General features: G+C 70.7%; 14 protein-coding genes. 11 read left to right on the forward strand and 3 right to left on the reverse strand.

Going from position 1 to position 16,004, the window contains the following annotated elements:
• From HG543_RS40105 to HG543_RS40150, 10 genes are all read left to right on the forward strand, one after another.
• Nucleotides 1–479 (forward strand): energy transducer TonB (locus HG543_RS40105; protein WP_169350207.1); only part of this gene is annotated, 479 nt, incomplete at its 5' end.
• Between the two features lie 33 nt (nucleotides 480–512).
• Nucleotides 513–1,265, forward strand: a complete 753-nt coding sequence (locus tag HG543_RS40110; RefSeq protein ID WP_169350208.1) for a MotA/TolQ/ExbB proton channel family protein — start codon at nucleotides 513–515, stop codon at nucleotides 1,263–1,265.
• On the forward strand, nucleotides 1,249–1,656 hold the full coding sequence (locus tag HG543_RS40115; RefSeq protein ID WP_169350209.1) for an ExbD/TolR family protein: 408 nt from the start codon (nucleotides 1,249–1,251) through the stop codon (nucleotides 1,654–1,656). The genes HG543_RS40110 and HG543_RS40115 overlap by 17 nt, the downstream gene beginning before the upstream one ends.
• 14 nt (nucleotides 1,657–1,670) lie before the next feature.
• Entirely contained in the window at nucleotides 1,671–2,102 is a 432-nt protein-coding gene (locus HG543_RS40120) for an ExbD/TolR family protein (RefSeq protein WP_169350210.1), read from the forward strand.
• A 124-nt stretch (nucleotides 2,103–2,226) separates the two neighbouring features.
• Nucleotides 2,227–5,361, forward strand: coding sequence for a TonB-dependent receptor domain-containing protein (locus tag HG543_RS40125; protein ID WP_169350211.1), 3,135 nt, complete (start codon nucleotides 2,227–2,229; stop codon nucleotides 5,359–5,361).
• A gap of 27 nt (nucleotides 5,362–5,388) precedes the next feature.
• Entirely contained in the window at nucleotides 5,389–6,759 is a 1,371-nt protein-coding gene (locus HG543_RS40130; RefSeq protein ID WP_169350212.1) for a beta-helix domain-containing protein, read from the forward strand.
• A gap of 282 nt (nucleotides 6,760–7,041) precedes the next feature.
• On the forward strand, nucleotides 7,042–7,917 hold the full coding sequence (locus HG543_RS40135; RefSeq protein ID WP_211194485.1) for an SRPBCC family protein: 876 nt from the start codon (nucleotides 7,042–7,044) through the stop codon (nucleotides 7,915–7,917).
• 14 nt (nucleotides 7,918–7,931) lie between these two features.
• Nucleotides 7,932–9,104: a zinc-dependent alcohol dehydrogenase gene (locus HG543_RS40140; protein ID WP_169350213.1), complete on the forward strand. Its 1,173-nt coding sequence runs from the start codon at nucleotides 7,932–7,934 to the stop codon at nucleotides 9,102–9,104.
• A 46-nt stretch (nucleotides 9,105–9,150) separates the two neighbouring features.
• Nucleotides 9,151–9,639: a MarR family winged helix-turn-helix transcriptional regulator gene (locus HG543_RS40145; RefSeq protein ID WP_169350214.1), complete on the forward strand. Its 489-nt coding sequence runs from the start codon at nucleotides 9,151–9,153 to the stop codon at nucleotides 9,637–9,639.
• A gap of 24 nt (nucleotides 9,640–9,663) precedes the next feature.
• Complete coding sequence (locus tag HG543_RS40150; protein WP_211194486.1) at nucleotides 9,664–11,064, forward strand: S41 family peptidase; 1,401 nt, start codon at nucleotides 9,664–9,666, stop codon at nucleotides 11,062–11,064.
• Between the two features lie 112 nt (nucleotides 11,065–11,176).
• Here the strand turns inward: HG543_RS40150 and HG543_RS40155 are convergent, their stop codons facing one another.
• From HG543_RS40155 to HG543_RS40165, 3 genes are all read right to left on the reverse strand, one after another.
• A complete protein-coding gene (locus HG543_RS40155; RefSeq protein ID WP_169350215.1) occupies nucleotides 11,177–11,698 on the reverse strand; it encodes a hypothetical protein in 522 nt (173 codons plus the stop codon).
• A 158-nt stretch (nucleotides 11,699–11,856) separates the two neighbouring features.
• The gene (locus HG543_RS40160; protein WP_169350216.1) at nucleotides 11,857–12,948 is read right to left on the reverse strand and encodes a metallophosphoesterase family protein; all 1,092 of its coding nucleotides are present in this window, start codon (nucleotides 12,946–12,948) and stop codon (nucleotides 11,857–11,859) included.
• A 14-nt stretch (nucleotides 12,949–12,962) separates the two neighbouring features.
• Entirely contained in the window at nucleotides 12,963–14,378 is a 1,416-nt protein-coding gene (locus HG543_RS40165; protein ID WP_169350217.1) for a hypothetical protein, read from the reverse strand.
• Nucleotides 14,379–14,764: 386 nt separating this feature from the next.
• On the opposite strand from HG543_RS40165, the gene HG543_RS40170 reads away from it, so the two are divergent.
• Nucleotides 14,765–16,004 (forward strand): protein kinase domain-containing protein (locus HG543_RS40170; RefSeq protein ID WP_169350218.1); only part of this gene is annotated, 1,240 nt, incomplete at its 3' end.

Below are 16,004 nucleotides of genomic sequence, written 5' to 3' on the forward strand. Positions count from 1 at the left end.
CCACCGTGGCTCCCGCGCCCATCACCGCGCCCACCGCCGTCCCGCTCACCAAGCCTCCCGAGGCCGAGACGGAAACCGTCGCCGCCGCGCCCATCGCCGTCGGCGGCACCGGCACGCTCGTCCCCGGCGGCGTCGTGGGCGGCACCGGCACCGGCGAGGGCATCTCCAGTGGTGGCGGCCGCGCGGCCCCCATCAACCTGCCCGAGTCGGCCACGCCGCCCGAGCCGCTCACGTCCAACCTCATCCCCGAGTACCCCTCCGACGCCCGCGCCAAGGGCCTGGAGGGCATGGTCATCCTCAAGGGCGTGGTCGAGGTGGACGGCCGCGTCACCCAGCTCAAGGTCATGCGCGGTGACGAGCCCTTCGCCAGCGCCGCGCTCGCCGCCGTGAAGACCTGGCGCTTCAAGCCCGCCGTCGTCGAGGGCCGTCCCACCGCCGTCTTCCGCATCTTCAAGGTTCCCTTCCGTCTCAAGTCCTAGGTCTCACCCGCCCTGCCCCCAGGAGCACACGTCATGAATTTCAATCTCAGGGACATCTACAACCACATGGGCGTGTTCGCCCTGGGTATCGCCTGGACGCTCGTCCTCTTCGCCGTGGCGTCCCTCGCGGTGTTCTTCGAGCGCCTCTTCGTCTTCTTCCGCTCGCGCAACATCTCCAAGAAGTTCGCCGGCCGCGCCGGCCAGTTCCTCGCGCAGAACCAGCATGAGGCCCTGGTGAAGGAGGCCGAGTCCACCAAGGGCAGCCACCTCGCCATGCTGCTCGGCGGCGGCATGAAGACGTACCTCGCCAAGTCCCGCGCTCCCGCCGGCAAGCTGGGCGCCGTGGAGCTGACCCGCCGCGAGCTGGTGCGCATCAACGAGCGCGTCAGCGCCGACGTGCGCCGCGGCATGTCCGTGCTCGCCACCGTGGGCTCCGTGGCCCCGTTCGTCGGTCTGCTCGGCACCGTGGTCGGCATCATCGAGGCCTTCTCCGGCATCGCCCGCGAGGGCTCCGGCGGCCTGGGCGCCGTGTCCGGCGGTATCGCCGAGGCGCTCGTCGTCACCGCGCTCGGCCTGCTCGTCGCCATCCCCGCGGTGCTGATGTTCAACTTCCTGTCCACCCGCGCGGACGCGCTCCAGCTGTCCCTCGACGCCGCCCGCAGCGAGTTCATGGACTACCTGGAGGACCTGGTCCCCCAGAAGGCCACCGCGACGAACGGCGCCGCGGTGGCCACGGGCCCCGAGCTGGCGGCGCGCAAGGAGGGACGTGATGTCCACCCCGCGTAGGGCCATCACGCCCGAGATGAACGTGACGCCGCTGGTGGACGTGGTGCTCGTCCTCCTCATCATCTTCATGGTCGTCACGCCCCAGATTGAAGCCGGCGCCAACGTGGAGCTGCCCGCGGCCACGAACCCGGACAAGGAGAACAAGGAGCTGGAGCCCACCACGGTGAGCCTCGCCTCCAACGGCGCCTTCTTCCTGGACCGCAAGGAGCTCAAGCGCGACGCCCTCATGGACGCGCTCAAGGCCCTGCACAAGGAGAAGCCGGACTCCCCCGTGGTGCTCAAGGCCGACCGCGGCGTGCGCTACTCCGAGGTGCGCGGCGTCTTCAAGGCCATGCAGGACATCGGCTTCCCCGGCATCAACCTCCAGGTCGTCGACAAGCAGAAGCGATAGGAGCGATAGACACCATGGCATTCGACGTCGGAGGTGGCGGCAAGGGCGGGCTTCGCCCGTCCATGAACGTGACGCCCCTGGTGGACGTGGTGCTCGTCCTCCTCATCATCTTCATGGTCGTCACCCCGCTGCTCACCAAGCAGATGTGGATGAACGTCCCCGCGAAGCCGGACAAGGAGCAGGCGGAGCAGCCGCCTCCTCCCGACGCCCTGCCCCCCGTCGTGCTCACGGTGGACAAGGGTGGCGTGCTCCGCATCAACCGGGAGGAGGTGCCCCGCGAGCAGGTGGTGGCCCGCCTCCAGCGCATGCTCAACGCGCGCCCGGACAAGATTGTCTTCTTCGACGCCAGTGATGACGTGCCGTACGGCACCGCCATGGACGCGCTGGACATCGCCCGCGGCGGCAACATCACCATCGGCGTGCTGCCGGACAAGATCGCCGACTGAAGAAGTCCCGCGGCGGACCGTGACACGGAGTTTGCGGTCCGCCGCCTGAATCGTCACAGCCCAGCCATTCAGAAGCCATGCGTGTCGCGTTCTTTACGCGCGCCGACCGCCGGCAAGGAGAGTCGTGTTGTCTCGCAACGGCCTTTCGCGCGCCCTCGTGGCAGCGCTCGCACTCCTCACCACTTCCGCGCTCGCCCAGGTGAGCGGCTCGGACGTCGCGTCCCCGCCCTCGCCCCAGGGCACCGTGACGTCCCCCACCACCGCGCAGCCCACCGACCCCGCCGGCACCGTGACGGAGAATCCGTCCGGCGCGCGCTCCCCGAGCGGCTCCATCGCCCCCGGCAGTGAGTCGGACGCGCCGGGCGCTCCGGCCGCCCCCCAGGGTGGAACGAACGTTCCTTCCACGGACGCCGCCGCCCAGCAGCCCGCGGCCCCTTCCGACAGCGCCACCGCCGAGCAGCCCGCGGCCCCCGCCGACGGCGCCACCGCGCAGCCGGGCGAGGCCGCTCCGTCCGAGGCCACGGCGGCCGAGGGCGACGCGATGTCCGACGAGGCGATGATGGCCGAGTCCGCCGAGCCGCCCGCCGGCTTCACCGGCATCTACGGCAAGGTGGTGGACGAGGCCAACAAGGAGGGCCTCATCGAGGCCACCGTGAAGGTGGTGACGGGCTCGCAGAAGCAGGCCCTCACCGACCTGGACGGCAACTACAAGCTCGCGCTGCCGCCCGGGAAGTACGACCTGCGCGTCTTCTATGACGTGTACCAGGGCCGCCGCATCACCGGCGTCATCGTGAATCCGGGCAAGGCCACGAAGCTGGACGTCGCGCTGAGCGCGGACGTGGGCGCGGTGCAGGAAGTCGTGGTCGAGGCCCGCGCCGACCGCCGCGCCGAGGGCGCCCTCCTCCAGGAGCGCAAGAAGGCCGCCGCCGTCTCCGACGCCATCAGCGCCCAGGAAATCGCCCGCACGCCGGACTCCAGCGCCTCGGACGCGGTGAAGCGCGTGGTGAGCGCCACCGTGGTGGACGGCCGCTACGTCCTCCTGCGCGGCCTGGGTGGCCGCTACAGCACCACGCTGCTCAACGGCGCGCTCCTGCCCAGCCCCGAGCCGGACGAGCCCAGCGTCCCGCTGGACCTGTTCCCCACCGCGCTGCTCGCCAACCTCAACGTGGTGAAGAGCTACACCGCGGACCTGCCCGGCACCTTCGGCGGCGGCACGCTCCTCATCGAGACCAACACCTATCCCAGCCAGTTCGAGTTCAAGCCGCGCATCACCCTCGGCGGCGACACCGTGACGACGGGCCAGGAGCGCAACACCCAGCCGGGCGGCGGCCTGGAGTTCCTTGGCTTCCCCGGCAGCACCCGCAAGCTGCCCGACGTCATCCCCACCACGCACGAGCTGGGCGCCAACGGCGAGTCCGCCGAGGAGCTGGAGCGCCAGGCGGAGAGCTTCAACAACGTGTGGGGCACGCGCAGGAAGACGGCGCTGCCCAACCTGGGCCTGAGCGCCTCCGTGGGTGACACGCTGCGCTCCGGCAACAGCCGCCTGGGCTACCTGGCCACCGTCAGCTACGGCCACAAGGAGTCCACGCAGGTCAACAGCATCGGCCGCACCAGCTTCGAGAACGACGTCTTCGTCCGCAACGACGACGCCCGCATCACACAGGGCGCGGAGACGGCCAACCTCAGCGGCCTGGCCAGCGTGGGCTACCAGTTCGACCGCGACAACGAGCTGACCGTCTTCAGCCTCTACACGCGCGGTACCGACACCCGCTCCGTCTCCAGCGCCGGCATCGACTCGCTGAAGGGCGACCGCTACGAGGGCAGCCGCCTCCAGTTCATCGTCCGCCAGCTCTCCTTCAACCAGGTGCGCGGCTTCCACCGCATCGGCCTCTTCGGCGACTCCGAGGTGGACTGGCAGGCCAACCTGTCCCGCGTGGACCGCGACGAGCCGGACACGCGCGACACGCTCTACAGCGACAGCCTGGGCACCCCCACCGGCTCGCTGTCCTTCCCCAACCAGGCCAACAGCGGCGAGCGCTTCTTCGCCGAGCTGGGCGAGACGTCCGGCGGCGGCAGCGTCAACCTCACCGTGCCCTTCACCGACGTGCGCCTGAAGGTGGGCGGCCTCGCGCAGGTGTCCGCCCGCGACTTCCGCGCCCGCCGCTTCCGCTACACGCTCATGCGCGACAGCGAGGTGGACCGCACCCTGCCCCCCGAGCAGCTCTTCGGCGACGAGGTGCTGGGCAACGGCATCCGCATGACCGAGCAGACCCGCGGCGACAGCGATGCCTATGACGCCTCGCTGGCCATCTTCGCCGGCTACGTGTCCGCGGACGTCAAGCCCACCGAGGCGCTGCGGCTGGTGGGCGGCGTGCGCCTGGAGAGCTCGCGGCAGGAACTGACGGCGCTGGACCAGTTCACCGGCGAGGTGGACAGCACCAACGAGGTCGACTACCTGGACTGGCTGCCGGCCTTCAACGCCATCTACGCCCTGACGCCGACGGTGAACCTGCGCACCGGCTACAGCTACACGCTGGCGCGTCCCACCTTCCGCGAGCTGGCGCCCTTCGCCTTCTACGACTTCATCCGCCGCCGCAACGTGTCCGGCAACCCGGACCTGAAGCAGACGCGCATCCACAACGTGGACGCCCGCGTGGAGTGGTTCGTGGGTGAGAACGAGGTGCTCGCCGCCAGCGCCTTCTACAAGCGCTTCCAGAACCCCATCGAGCGCGTCATCAACTCCGAGGGCGCGGGTGACATGGGCTTCGAGAACACCGCCGGCGCCAACACCTACGGCCTGGAGCTGGAGGGCCGCGCCTCGCTGGGCCGCATCACCGAGTCGCTGCGCGCCTTCCGCCTGGGCGCCAACCTCACGCTCATCCAGTCCGAAATCGACCTGGGCTCCGTGCAGGGCCTGCAGACCAACGCGAAGCGCCCGCTGCAGGGCCAGTCGCCGTACGTCATCAACGTCAACGCCTCCTACGAGCGCCCGGAGAGCGGCACCGAGGTGGCGCTTCTCTACAACGTCTACGGCCGCCGCATCAGCGAGGTGGGCACCAACCGCCTGCCGGACATCTACGAGCAGCCCTTCCACCGCGTGGACCTCGCGCTCACGCAGCGGCTCTCCGCCGCCACGCAGCTGAAGCTCACCGCCGCCAACCTCCTCGACTCGAAGATCACCCTCGAGCAGGGCGACATCACCATCCTCCAGTACCGCCCGGGCATCGCGTTCTCCGCGACGTTCGGTCTCTCCCTGTAGTGCTTCTCACTGAAAGGACGTCCTCCCATGAAGCGGCTCCTGGCTTCCCTCCTGACCCTCTCCAGCCTCACCCTGGCCGCTGGCTGCGGTGACGACAAGGACCCCACGCCTCCGACGACCCAGCCCCCCGGTGGGACCACGGCGGTGGACGTCTCCGAGAACATCAAGGGTGACACCACCTGGAAGGCCGACACCGTCTACACGCTGAAGAAGTACATCTTCGTGGAGAGCGGCACGCTGACCATCGAGGCTGGCACCACCATCAAGGGTGAGGAGGGCAGCGCGCTCATCATCACCCGCAGCGCGACGCTCAACGCGGTGGGCACCGCGGAGAAGCCCATCGTCTTCACGTCCTCCAAGTCGGAGCGCCGCGAGCCGGGTGACTGGGCCGGCGTGGTGCTGCTCGGCCGGGCGCGCCTCAACGTCAGCGGCGGCGAGACGACCATCGAGGGCTTCTTCGCCACCAGCGGCAACGACCTGACGAAGTACGGCGGCACCGACGACGCGCACAACTGCGGCACCCTGAAGTACGCCCGCATCGAGTTCGCCGGCTTCGAGCTGGCGCCGAACAACGAGCTCAACGGCCTGACGCTCGGCGGCTGCGGCAGCCAGACGAACATCGACTACGTGCAGGTCCACAAGGGCCTGGACGACGGCATCGAGCTGTTCGGCGGCACCGCGCCCCTGAAGCACATCGTCATCACCCAGGCGGACGACGACGCGCTGGACTACGACCTGGGCTACAGCGGCCGCATCCAGTTCCTCATCGTGCAGCAGAGCCCCACCGTGGGTGACCGCGGCATCGAGGCCTCCAGCAACAAGTCCACGCCGACGCAGGACCCCATCTCCATCCCCGAAATCTGGAACGCCACCTTCATCGGCTCCGGCCCGGGCACGAACAACCCGACGCAGGAGGCCCTGGTGTTCAACACCGGCGCCGGCGTCAAGATGCGCAACTCCATCGTCGCCCACTGGAAGACCCAGGGCGTGGACATCGACGGCACCGCGTCCGCGGCGCTCTTCAACGAGACGGGTGACAACGCGCGCCTGTCCTTCCGCAACGTGTTCTTCTGGGACATCGCGGGCAGCAACACCGCCATCCCCTTCGCGCCCAACCCGGTGGTCGTGAACGGCGTCACCACGGACGCGGACGCGACGAAGCTGGATGAGTCGAAGGTCGTCATCAACGCGACGAACAAGGTGCAGTTCCAGGACCCGCAGCTCGAGGCCGCGCTGAACCTCACCGCGCCGAACTTCGCGCCCAAGGCCGGCTCGGCCGCGCTGAACGCGGACGGCGCCCTCACGCCGCCGACCGGCTTCGACACCTCCGCCCGCTTCGTGGGCGCCATCGGCGCCACCGACTGGACCAAGGGCTGGACGGCCTACCCGGCCGAGTGACGCACCCCTTTCGAAGTTGAGCCGCGCCTCCGCCGAGCACGGGCGGAGGTCCGGTCCCATGGCCCGGTTGCGTGTCGCTCACGGAGGGGGCTCCGGCGAGCCACACGCGGCCGGGCCGTGGTTTTTCCGGGCGCCCCTTCCGCCGCCGGGCCGCTCGCCCTGGCGCCGGGCGCTCCAGCGACAGCGATGCCCGGCCTCATGCACCGGCGCCGGGGTTGTCCGTGCGGTCTCCCACACCAACGTTGCGTTTGACGCAGCGTTGCATCTGAGGAGACAGCGCCCATGGCCGACAAACCCCAGGAGTCCTCGGCTCCCCGCTCGCCGCGCGCGACGCGGGCCGCCCCACCTCGCGGTCCCTCCCCGGAATGGGAGGGGCGCGACATCGAGACGGCGGGCGTGCGGGAGGACCGTGACGTGGAGCCGCGCGGCGGACGGGCCACGGCGGCCGGGGCCAGCCCCGGCATCGTGGAGCAGTTCGCCTCGGCGGTGCTGGGCGGGGCGCTCCTGAGCATCGGCCTGGGGCGTCGTTCCCTGGGTGGAGCCGCGCTGGCGCTCGCGGGCGGTGGGCTGCTGTTCCGCAGCTTCGGCGGTCAGGGCCATGGCCCCATCCTGGAGGAGCCCCGCTTCGACACGGACCGGGGCCCGTACGAGCCGGAGGTGGTGGCCGGCCCCCGCGTGCTGGAGCGCTCCATCACCATCCAGAAGCCCGCGAGCGAGCTGTACCGCGCGTGGCGCCTGGCGGAGAACCTGACGAAGGTGATGGGTCACTTCGCGGACGTCACCACCGCGGGGCCGGACGTGCAGCACTGGAGGGTGCAGGGGCCGCTCGGAAGGAGTCTCGAGTGGGACTCGCACATCGTGGAGGAGCACCCGGGCGAGTTCCTCCGGTGGGAGTCGCTCAAGGGCGCGGACGTGCCCAATGACGGCTGGGTCCGCTTCCGGCCCGCGCCGGGTGACTGGGGCACCGTGGTGACGCTGCGCTTCCGGTTCGACCCGCCGGGCGGAGTCATTGGCGACGCCGTGGTGAAGCTGCTCGGCGCCGTGCCCGACACGCTCGCGTCCAAGGCGCTCCGCCGGTTCAAGAGCCTGGTGGAGACCGGAGAGATTCCGACCACCGTCCCCAACCCCGCTGCCCGTGGCGGCGGCCACTCCTACTGAAGAGGACACGTCCGATGCGAGCACTCTGCTGGAATGGCATCAACGACCTGCGCGTGGAGACGGTCGCCGACCCGGGAATCGTCAACCCGCACGACGTCATCCTCCGCGTGACGATGTCCACGACGTGTGGCTCGGACCTCCACTTCATCGACGGGTACATCCCGACGATGCGCGAAGGAGACGTCATCGGCCACGAGTTCATGGGCGAGGTCGTCGACGTGGGCCGCGACGTGAAGAAGGTGAAGAAGGGGGACCGCGTCGTGGTGCCCTCCTTCATCTGCTGCGGCAACTGCTGGTACTGCCAGCACGACCTTTACTCGCTCTGCGACAACACCAACCCGAAGGCGGAATTGCAGGAGCCGCTGCTCGGCTACCCGACGGCCGGCATCTACGGCTACACGCACGCCTTCGGCGGGTACGCGGGGGCGCATGCGCAGTACGTGCGCGTGCCGCACGCGGACACGGACTGCTTCCTCGTGCCGGAGGGACTGAAGGACGAGCAGGTCATCTTCCTCTCGGACGCGGTACCCACCGGCTACATGGGCGCGGACTTCTGCAACATCCACCCGGGCGACACCGTGGCCGTGTGGGGCTGCGGCGGCGTGGGGCTGATGGCGATGAAGAGCGCCTTCCTCCTCGGGGCCGGGCGGGTGATTGGCATCGACCGTTTCCCCGAGCGGCTGCGCATGGCGCGCGAGAAGGTGGGCGCGGAGACCATCGACTACTCGCGGGTGGACAGCGTGCTGGACATGCTGAAGGAGCTGACCGGCGGACGCGGCCCGGATGCGTGCATCGACGCGGTGGGCATGGAGGCGCACGGCACGGGCGCGGAGTACGCGTATGACCGCGCGAAGCAGGCGCTGCACCTGCACTCGGACCGGGGCGAGGCGCTGCGGCAGGCCATCCGCGCGTGCCGCAAGGGCGGGACGCTGTCCATCCTGGGTGTCTACGGGGTGATGGACAAGTTCCCCATCGGGGTCATCATGAACAAGGGCCTCACCGTCCGCACCGCGCAGCAGCACGGGCAGAAGTACCTGCCGCTCCTGCTGGAGCACGTGGCCAAGGGACAGCTGGACCCGTCGTTCCTCGCCACGCACCGCTTCTCCCTGGAGGACGCGCCGCGCGGGTACGAGATGTTCAAGAAGAAGCAGGACGGGTGCGTGCGCGCGGTGTTCCTGCCCAACTGACGGCGGGTTGACGTGGAGATATAACAGCGCTTATACAATTGCCGGTATGAGCGCTGGCACTCCCACGCTGGGCACCCTGCTGCGGCACCTCATCGAGCATCTCGACGGCGCCGTCGAGCAGGCCTATCAGCAGGCGGGGCTGGACTACCGGCCCCGCTACACCCCCGTCATCCGCGCCTTGATGGCGCAGGGCCCGGTGTCGCTCCGGGTCATCTCGCGCGAGGCGCGCATCAGCCACTCCGCGGTCAGCCAGACGGTGTCGCAGATGGTCAACGACGGGCTGGTGGAGCTTCAGCCCGGCTCGGATGGCCGTGAGCGCATCGTCACGCTGACGCCGCGCGCCCGGGCCATGCTTCCCGCCCTGGAGCGCCAGTGGTCCGCGACGAACGCGGCGGCGGAACGGCTCGACGCGGAGCTGTCGGCGCCCCTGTCCGGAATCCTCCGCGAGGCGCTGGAAGCGCTGGAGCGGGAGCCCTTCGACACCCGCATCGAGAAGGCCGCCGCGGAGCTCCCGAAGCCCCGCCGACGCTCGTAGTCCGTTCCTGCCCTGGAGCCCTGAATGCCCCGTCGTGAAATGAGTGCGTCCCTGCTGGCGCTGCTGCTCACGCTGTCCGCCCCGCCCGTGATGGCGCAGGTCGCTCCCTCGTCCGAGCGCCCCGCGCCTCGCCCCAAGCCTGCGGCCGAGCGCCCCGCGCCGCGTCCCCGGCCAGCGGCCGAGCGCCCCGCGCCTCGCCCGCTGTCCAAGGCCGACCGTGCCGCGGCGGTGGCGGCCATCACGGCGGAGCTCCGGAAGACCTACGTGCTGCCCGAGAAGGTCCCCGTCATCGTCGCGCGGCTGGAGCAGGCGGAGAAGGCCGGGCGCTACGACGTGGACGACGCGGTGATGCTGGCCGAGCGCCTCACCGAGGACCTGCGCTCCTCCAGCGGCGATGGGCACCTCTCCGTGCATTACGACCCCGCCCGGTACGCGGCCGCGAAGGCCTCGGGAGGCGAGGAGAAGGAGTCCGATGAGTTCTGGCGCGCGATGGCCTTCCGCGAGCATCACGGCCTGAGCGAGCTCCGGGTGCTTCCGGGCAACATCCGCTACCTGAAGCTCACCGGATTCCACTGGGTCAACGACGTGACGGGAACCGAGTACGACGCGGCCCTGCGCTTCCTGAAGGACGGCGATGCGGTGGTCATCGACCTGCGAGGCAATGGCGGTGGCTCGCATTCGGCCGTGCGCTACCTGGTCAGCCACTTCATGGACGGGGACGTCCTGGAGATGACCTTCCTGGAAGCGGCGAAGGCGCCGGTGCAGTCGCGGACGCTGGAGCACCTTCCGGTGGGGAGGCTCAAGGGCAAGCCGCTGTACGTGCTCATCGACGGTGGCTCCGCCTCGGCGGCCGAGGCCTTCGCCTACGACGTGCGGCAGTTCAAGCTGGGCGAGTTGGTGGGTGCCAAGACCGTGGGGGCGGCGCACAACAACAGGTTCGTGCCGGTTCCCCCCGGGTTCATGTTCAGCGTCTCGTTCGGCCGTCCGGTCCACCCCGTCAGCAACACGAGCTGGGAGGGTACCGGTGTCACGCCGACGGTGGAGTCACCGCCCATGCAGGCGCTGGAGATGGCCCAATCGCTGGCGCTGACGCGGCTGGCGAAGACGCCTGGGCTGTCGCCGGACGTCCTCGCCGACTACGAGTGGGCACGGGTCGACGTGGAGGCGAAGCTGCGTCCGGCCTCGGTGCCAGCAGAGAGCCTGAAGGCCCTCGCTGGGCGTTATGGCGAGTTCGAGGTCTCCTTGCGCGATGGGGCGCTCTGGATGGCGCGGCTGGGTCGTCCCCTCCGGCGGCTGTTGCCCCTGACGGCGGATGGACTGTTCTCCGTCGAGGGCTCCGACAGGCTCCGTGTGAAGCTCACCCCCAGGATGCTGGAGACCCTGTGGCGGGGTGACCCCGCGACGCGGACCCATCCCCGGAGCTGAGGAAAGAGCCCGGCACCTCCGCGAATCCGCGCCGCGGGTAGCGGAAAGACGCAACGGCCCGGCACCTCCACCGAGGTACCGGGCCGCGAGCACTCCACCGTGAGCCCGAAGCTCAGGCCGTGGGCAGCATGCCGTTGCCGGACTCGTGCGCGGCGGCGGCGAGCGCCTCCGGCGTGGCACCATCCGAGAACAGCGACCCACCCGTCGCGGGGCGCACCTTCGGCGGACGGCCACGGCGCTTCGGCGCGTTCTCCTCGTTGCCAGCGGCCGCGGCCACGGGCTCCGCCACCGCGCCCTCCGCCTTCGGGCCCTTGCGCGCCGCGCGCGGCAGGCTGATGCCCTCCAGCTTCGCGCTCAGCTCCGCGTTGTCCTCGGAAAACACCCGCGCGTACGCCAGCGCCCGCTGGCCCTTCTGCAGCAGCGAATCCTGGCTCTCCTGCAGCGCCTGCCGCGCCGCCTCCAGCGCCGCCTGCGCCCGAGCCACCGCCTCCGCCTTCTCCCTCACCGCCGCCGCCGCGTCGTCCAGCACCTCGCCGTCCACGTCCGGGAAGCGCACCTCCGCCAGGTCCGAGGCGAACAGCTCGAGCAGCGCGCGCAGCGCCGGGGAAATAGGGTCGTTCTCGTTATCGAACATGGGCGGGCCTCCTGGTCCGTGCGGGAAGGTCCACCCATCTGCACATAGGTTCAGTGTCAGATCAAGAGGGTACGCTGCCGGGCCGAAAAGTCGGCCCCGCGCGCGTTTTCCCGCGCACAGGGCCCACGGACACTCTGTTCAGTGCCAGCGCACGGACTTCAATCCACGCGAACCAGCGACACCTCGCGCAGGCCGTCGTCCGCGCCGATGTCCACCACGAGGTAGTGCCGGCCCACGCCGTCGAACGTCTCCGGAATCGCGCCGCCGCCTCCGGAGATGAAGGCTGGGATGCCCGCGTTGGTGAACGAGTAGTACGAGTGGATGTGGCCGTAGAGCGTCAGGTCCACGCCCTCGCGCGCCATCTTCCCGACGAGCCCCGCCGACTCGGCCCGGTTCGCGAAGCCGCCACCGCGCAGCCCCACCGGGTCCTGCGGCGGCACGTGCATGGACACCACGTGCGCCCCGTCGCGCGACGCCGCCAGCCAGCCCTCCAACTGCTCCTCCACCACCGGATCCAACGTGCCGTTGCTGGAGTCCACCACCGAGAAGCGCACGTTCCGGAAGACGAAGCTCTGGCTGCCCCGGCCCACCAGCGCCGAGTACGCCTCCGCGTCGTTGGAGAACGTCTCGTGGTTGCCCAGCGTGGCGTACAGCGGAATGCGCGAGCCCGCCTCCAGCCGCGACTGGAACTCCAGGAGCTCCTCCTGGCTGCCGGTCTCCGTCAGGTCCCCCGAGAAGAGGATGAAGCGCACCGAGTCGTCCTGCCGCATCCGCGCGTAGATGTCTCCCACGCGCGGCAGCGCCTCCTGCACGTCCGCCAGCGAGACGAAGCGGAAGGGCTCGCGCGCCTGCCAGTCCGGCGGCGCCACCGTGAAGCGCACCTTCGCCCCGGCCGGCAGCCCCACCCGCCACGCCTTCACCGTGGGCAGCGCCTGGGGCAGCGCCTCCACCGCGAGCACCTCGCCGCCCTCCACCTGCGCCACCAGCTCCGCGTCCGGCATCGCGTTGCGCACCGTGACGAGCCAGTCCGACCGCGCGTCGCCCGACAGCGTGGCGCGCGCGGTGAACGCGGGCGCGTTGCCCCACAGCGTCAGCTCCCCCGCGGCCAGGCTGCGCACCGCCGCGAGCCCGTCCTCCACCTCCAGCGACATGCCGCCGCTGTCCGCGCGGCCCACCTTCGAGTCGCGCACCGCGCGGTTCTCCGCCGGCCGCATGCAGCCAGACGCCAGCAGCGCCAGCACCGCACCCATTGCTCCCGCACGCCTCACGGCTCACCTCCCACCGCGTAGATCAACGACAGCCTGCCCACGATGGCGCCGCCCGCCTGCACGTCGGCGGCCACGCCCCAGTCCTCCGTCAGCAGCGCGCGGCCCCGCAGGCCGAAGCTGCCCACCACGCCTCCGGCGCGCGAGCGCGAGCCGCCCGCGAAGCCGTCCTTGCGGTGGTCGTAGTAGAGCATCGCGTCGCCGCGCACCGGCCCTCCGCGCCCCAGCCACACGCCGTAGCCGAAGGTGAAGAGGAGCTGGTCGTGCAGGTTCCCGTCATCCACCGCGCCCATGTAGCTGTAGCCCTGGAACGACGCGCCCAGGCTCACCTCCGCGAAGGAGCCCGCCAGCGCCGGGCTCACCCGCACCATGGCGTAGCGGCCTCGCAGGCCCACTTCCGCGCCCGCCACGGTGAAGCCCTCGGTGGGGAAGCGGTGGAAGAGGCCGAACGCCTCCGCGTCCAGCCACGAGCCGTCGGAGCCGCGCAGCGCGCGCTCGGGGTTGCCCAGGAGCCGGTACCCGCCGCCCAGCCGCACCTGCGTGTTGCCCTCACCCGGCGCGATGCGTGCGGTGCCCTCCAGGCGCAGCGACTCGAAGCGGGCCTGCGCTCCGAGCGAGACGAAGTGGCTGTAATCGAAGGCGGGGTCGTTCACGTACTGGTAGCCGAGCTCCAGCTCCAGCGGCGGCAGCGTGAGGGGCGGCATTCCCGGGTCGAAGGCCGGCGACGTCACCGCGTAGAGGTTCGCGAGCGCGGAGATGCCGAACGTGCTGACGCCCGCGAGCGTCACCGCGTACAGCGGAGCGATGGTGCGCCGCGACGCGCCCGTCAGCGCGATGGGCACCAGTCCCAGTCCGATGAGCCCCAGGCCCGTGCCCTCCAGCGCGAAGAGCCGCTTCGCCGTGTGCCCGTCTCCCGCGAGCCAGGGACCCAGCCCGTGGAACAGCAGCCCCGGCAGCACCGACGCCGCCACGGGCATCACCTGGAAGGAGGGACGCGGCGCCAGCGGAGGGAGCGGAGCCTGGCCCGGGGACAGGACGTCCGCCCCCGGCGGTGCCGGATGCGGCGCGGGCATCACCGAGGGTGCGCCGGACAGGGGCGCTGACTCTCCCGCGGAGGAGGCCACGTCCGCACCGCCGAGGACGGGCGCGTCGGACGCGGAGGCCCGCGAGTCGCTGCCGGGCGCCGCCGTCACCTCGGACGCGGCGAAGAGAGCCGTCGAGGCCAGGGCTGGCGGAGTCCCCTCGCCGGCGACCCCGTCCGCCGTCGCCCTCGGCACGTCCAGGCCGCCCAGTTCGGGGCCGCGAGCCAGCAACTCGAAGGCGGACTGCGCGCGGGCCGTGGGCGGCAGCGCGATCAGCACCCACATGAACATCAGCCAGGCCCGCCGCGAGCGCGGGGGCAGCTCGGACACCATCGGTTCGCCTCGTTTTTCCGGCGGAGGACCGACCTCCTCCGCCCTCCGGCTGCTCCGGACGTGGCGGCCTACATAACCGCCACCCGGCATCGCGCCGCATGGACTCTTGTGGGAGTCCCATGAAGAAATGTGAAGCCGTCCGCCGCCCGGACTCAAGGCCCCCCTCCTCCCCGCCTGATTCCAGGGGCTTACGGCCGCGAACTCTGGGCCCGGACCGGCGGCCCCGCGGACCCGTGGATCAACCTGCCTGCTCCCAGCAACCGCCCCCCGCTCAGATCCAATCACCCACAGCGAAAACTTCGCGTGCCGTGCGAGCGGGTTCCGGGATTTTCTCCGGAAGGGGAGTATGCTCAGCCTCCCTCTTCATCTTCCCTGGCCCAGCACCCGTGGCGGAAACCAGCCCCCAGCAGTTCGGCAAATACGTCCTTCTGTCCAAGATTGCGGCGGGCGGCATGGCGGTCACCTACCGCGCCCGGATGACCGGGGCGGCCGGAGTCACCAAGCCCTGCGTCATCAAGCAGATCCTCCCGCACTTCGTCGATGACTCGGACTTCGTCGAGATGTTCATCGGCGAGGCGCGGGTGGTCGCGAGCATGAGCCACAGCAACATCGCCCAGGTCTTCGACTTCGGCGAGGTGGACGGCCAGTACTTCATCGCGATGGAGCTGGTGCAGGGCCAGCCCCTGTCCAAGGTGCTCCGCCGCGCGCAGAAGGCGGGCATGGGCTTCTTCCCGGAGCCGCTCGCGCTGCACATCGCCAGCAAGCTGTGCGACGGCCTGGACTACGCGCACCGCCACGTGGGCGAGGACGGCCAGGCGCTGGGGCTCGTCCACCGCGACGTGTCCCCGGACAACGTCCTCATCTCGTACGAGGGCGAGGTCAAGGTCATCGACTTCGGCATCGCCAAGGCCACCAGCGTCGTCGAGGCGAAGACGTCCCCCGGCACCCTCAAGGGCAAGTACCCGTACTTCTCCCCCGAGCAGGCCCAGGGCCGGCAGGACCTGGACGCGCGCACCGACGTGTACGCCGCCGGCGTCGTCCTCTACGAGATGGTGTGCGGCAAGCGGCCCTACGAGGGCGAGTTCGTCGCCGTGCTGCCCCGCATCATCAGCGGGGACTGCCTGCCGCCGTCGGCCCTCAACCCCACCGTCAGCGAGGAGCTGGAGACGGTCATCTCCCACGCGATGGCCATCGAGCGGGAGACCCGCTACCAGACGGCGAAGGAGCTGAGCGAGGCGCTGGTGGAGCTGCTCTACCGCGACAACCCGCGCTTCACGCCCGCGCTGCTGTCCCAGCTGATGGCCTACCTCTTCGCCGAGGAGCTGGCCGCCGAGGGGCGCAAGGTGGAGGTGTCGCCCGCCTTCAAGGAGCAGCTCGCCCTGTGGCAGACGGGCAGCTCGGAGCCCTCGAGCGGCCGCGCGCGGCCCCTCTCCAGCAACTCGCAGCGCGGCTCCAACTCCGGGCTGCGCTCGCGGCCCGGCAGCGACAGCGGAAGGCCCGGCAGCGACAGCGGCCGCCCCACCAGCGAGCGCCGGCCCACCACCAGCAACCCCGCCATGCGCCGCGTGACGAGCGGCAGCGGCCTGCGCCGGGTGACGAACCCGAACATGCCCCGCTCGGAAGGCG

Source organism: Pyxidicoccus fallax, assembly GCF_012933655.1.
Taxonomy (GTDB): domain Bacteria; phylum Myxococcota; class Myxococcia; order Myxococcales; family Myxococcaceae; genus Myxococcus; species Myxococcus fallax.

Excerpts from the sequence above, each read along its gene's own strand:
- HG543_RS40110 (WP_169350208.1), top strand. The coding sequence starts at position 513 with ATGAATTTCAATCTCAGGGACATCTACAACCACATGGGCGTGTTCGCC.
- HG543_RS40115 (WP_169350209.1), top strand. The coding sequence starts at position 1,249 with ATGTCCACCCCGCGTAGGGCCATCACGCCCGAGATGAACGTGACGCCG.
- HG543_RS40120 (WP_169350210.1), top strand. The coding sequence starts at position 1,671 with ATGGCATTCGACGTCGGAGGTGGCGGCAAGGGCGGGCTTCGCCCGTCC.
- HG543_RS40130 (WP_169350212.1), top strand. The coding sequence starts at position 5,389 with ATGAAGCGGCTCCTGGCTTCCCTCCTGACCCTCTCCAGCCTCACCCTG.
- HG543_RS40135 (WP_211194485.1), top strand. The coding sequence starts at position 7,042 with ATGGCCGACAAACCCCAGGAGTCCTCGGCTCCCCGCTCGCCGCGCGCG.
- HG543_RS40140 (WP_169350213.1), top strand. The coding sequence starts at position 7,932 with ATGCGAGCACTCTGCTGGAATGGCATCAACGACCTGCGCGTGGAGACG.
- HG543_RS40145 (WP_169350214.1), top strand. The coding sequence starts at position 9,151 with ATGAGCGCTGGCACTCCCACGCTGGGCACCCTGCTGCGGCACCTCATC.
- HG543_RS40150 (WP_211194486.1), top strand. The coding sequence starts at position 9,664 with ATGCCCCGTCGTGAAATGAGTGCGTCCCTGCTGGCGCTGCTGCTCACG.
- HG543_RS40155 (WP_169350215.1), bottom strand. The coding sequence starts at position 11,698 with ATGTTCGATAACGAGAACGACCCTATTTCCCCGGCGCTGCGCGCGCTG.
- HG543_RS40160 (WP_169350216.1), bottom strand. The coding sequence starts at position 12,948 with ATGGGTGCGGTGCTGGCGCTGCTGGCGTCTGGCTGCATGCGGCCGGCG.
- HG543_RS40165 (WP_169350217.1), bottom strand. The coding sequence starts at position 14,378 with ATGGTGTCCGAGCTGCCCCCGCGCTCGCGGCGGGCCTGGCTGATGTTC.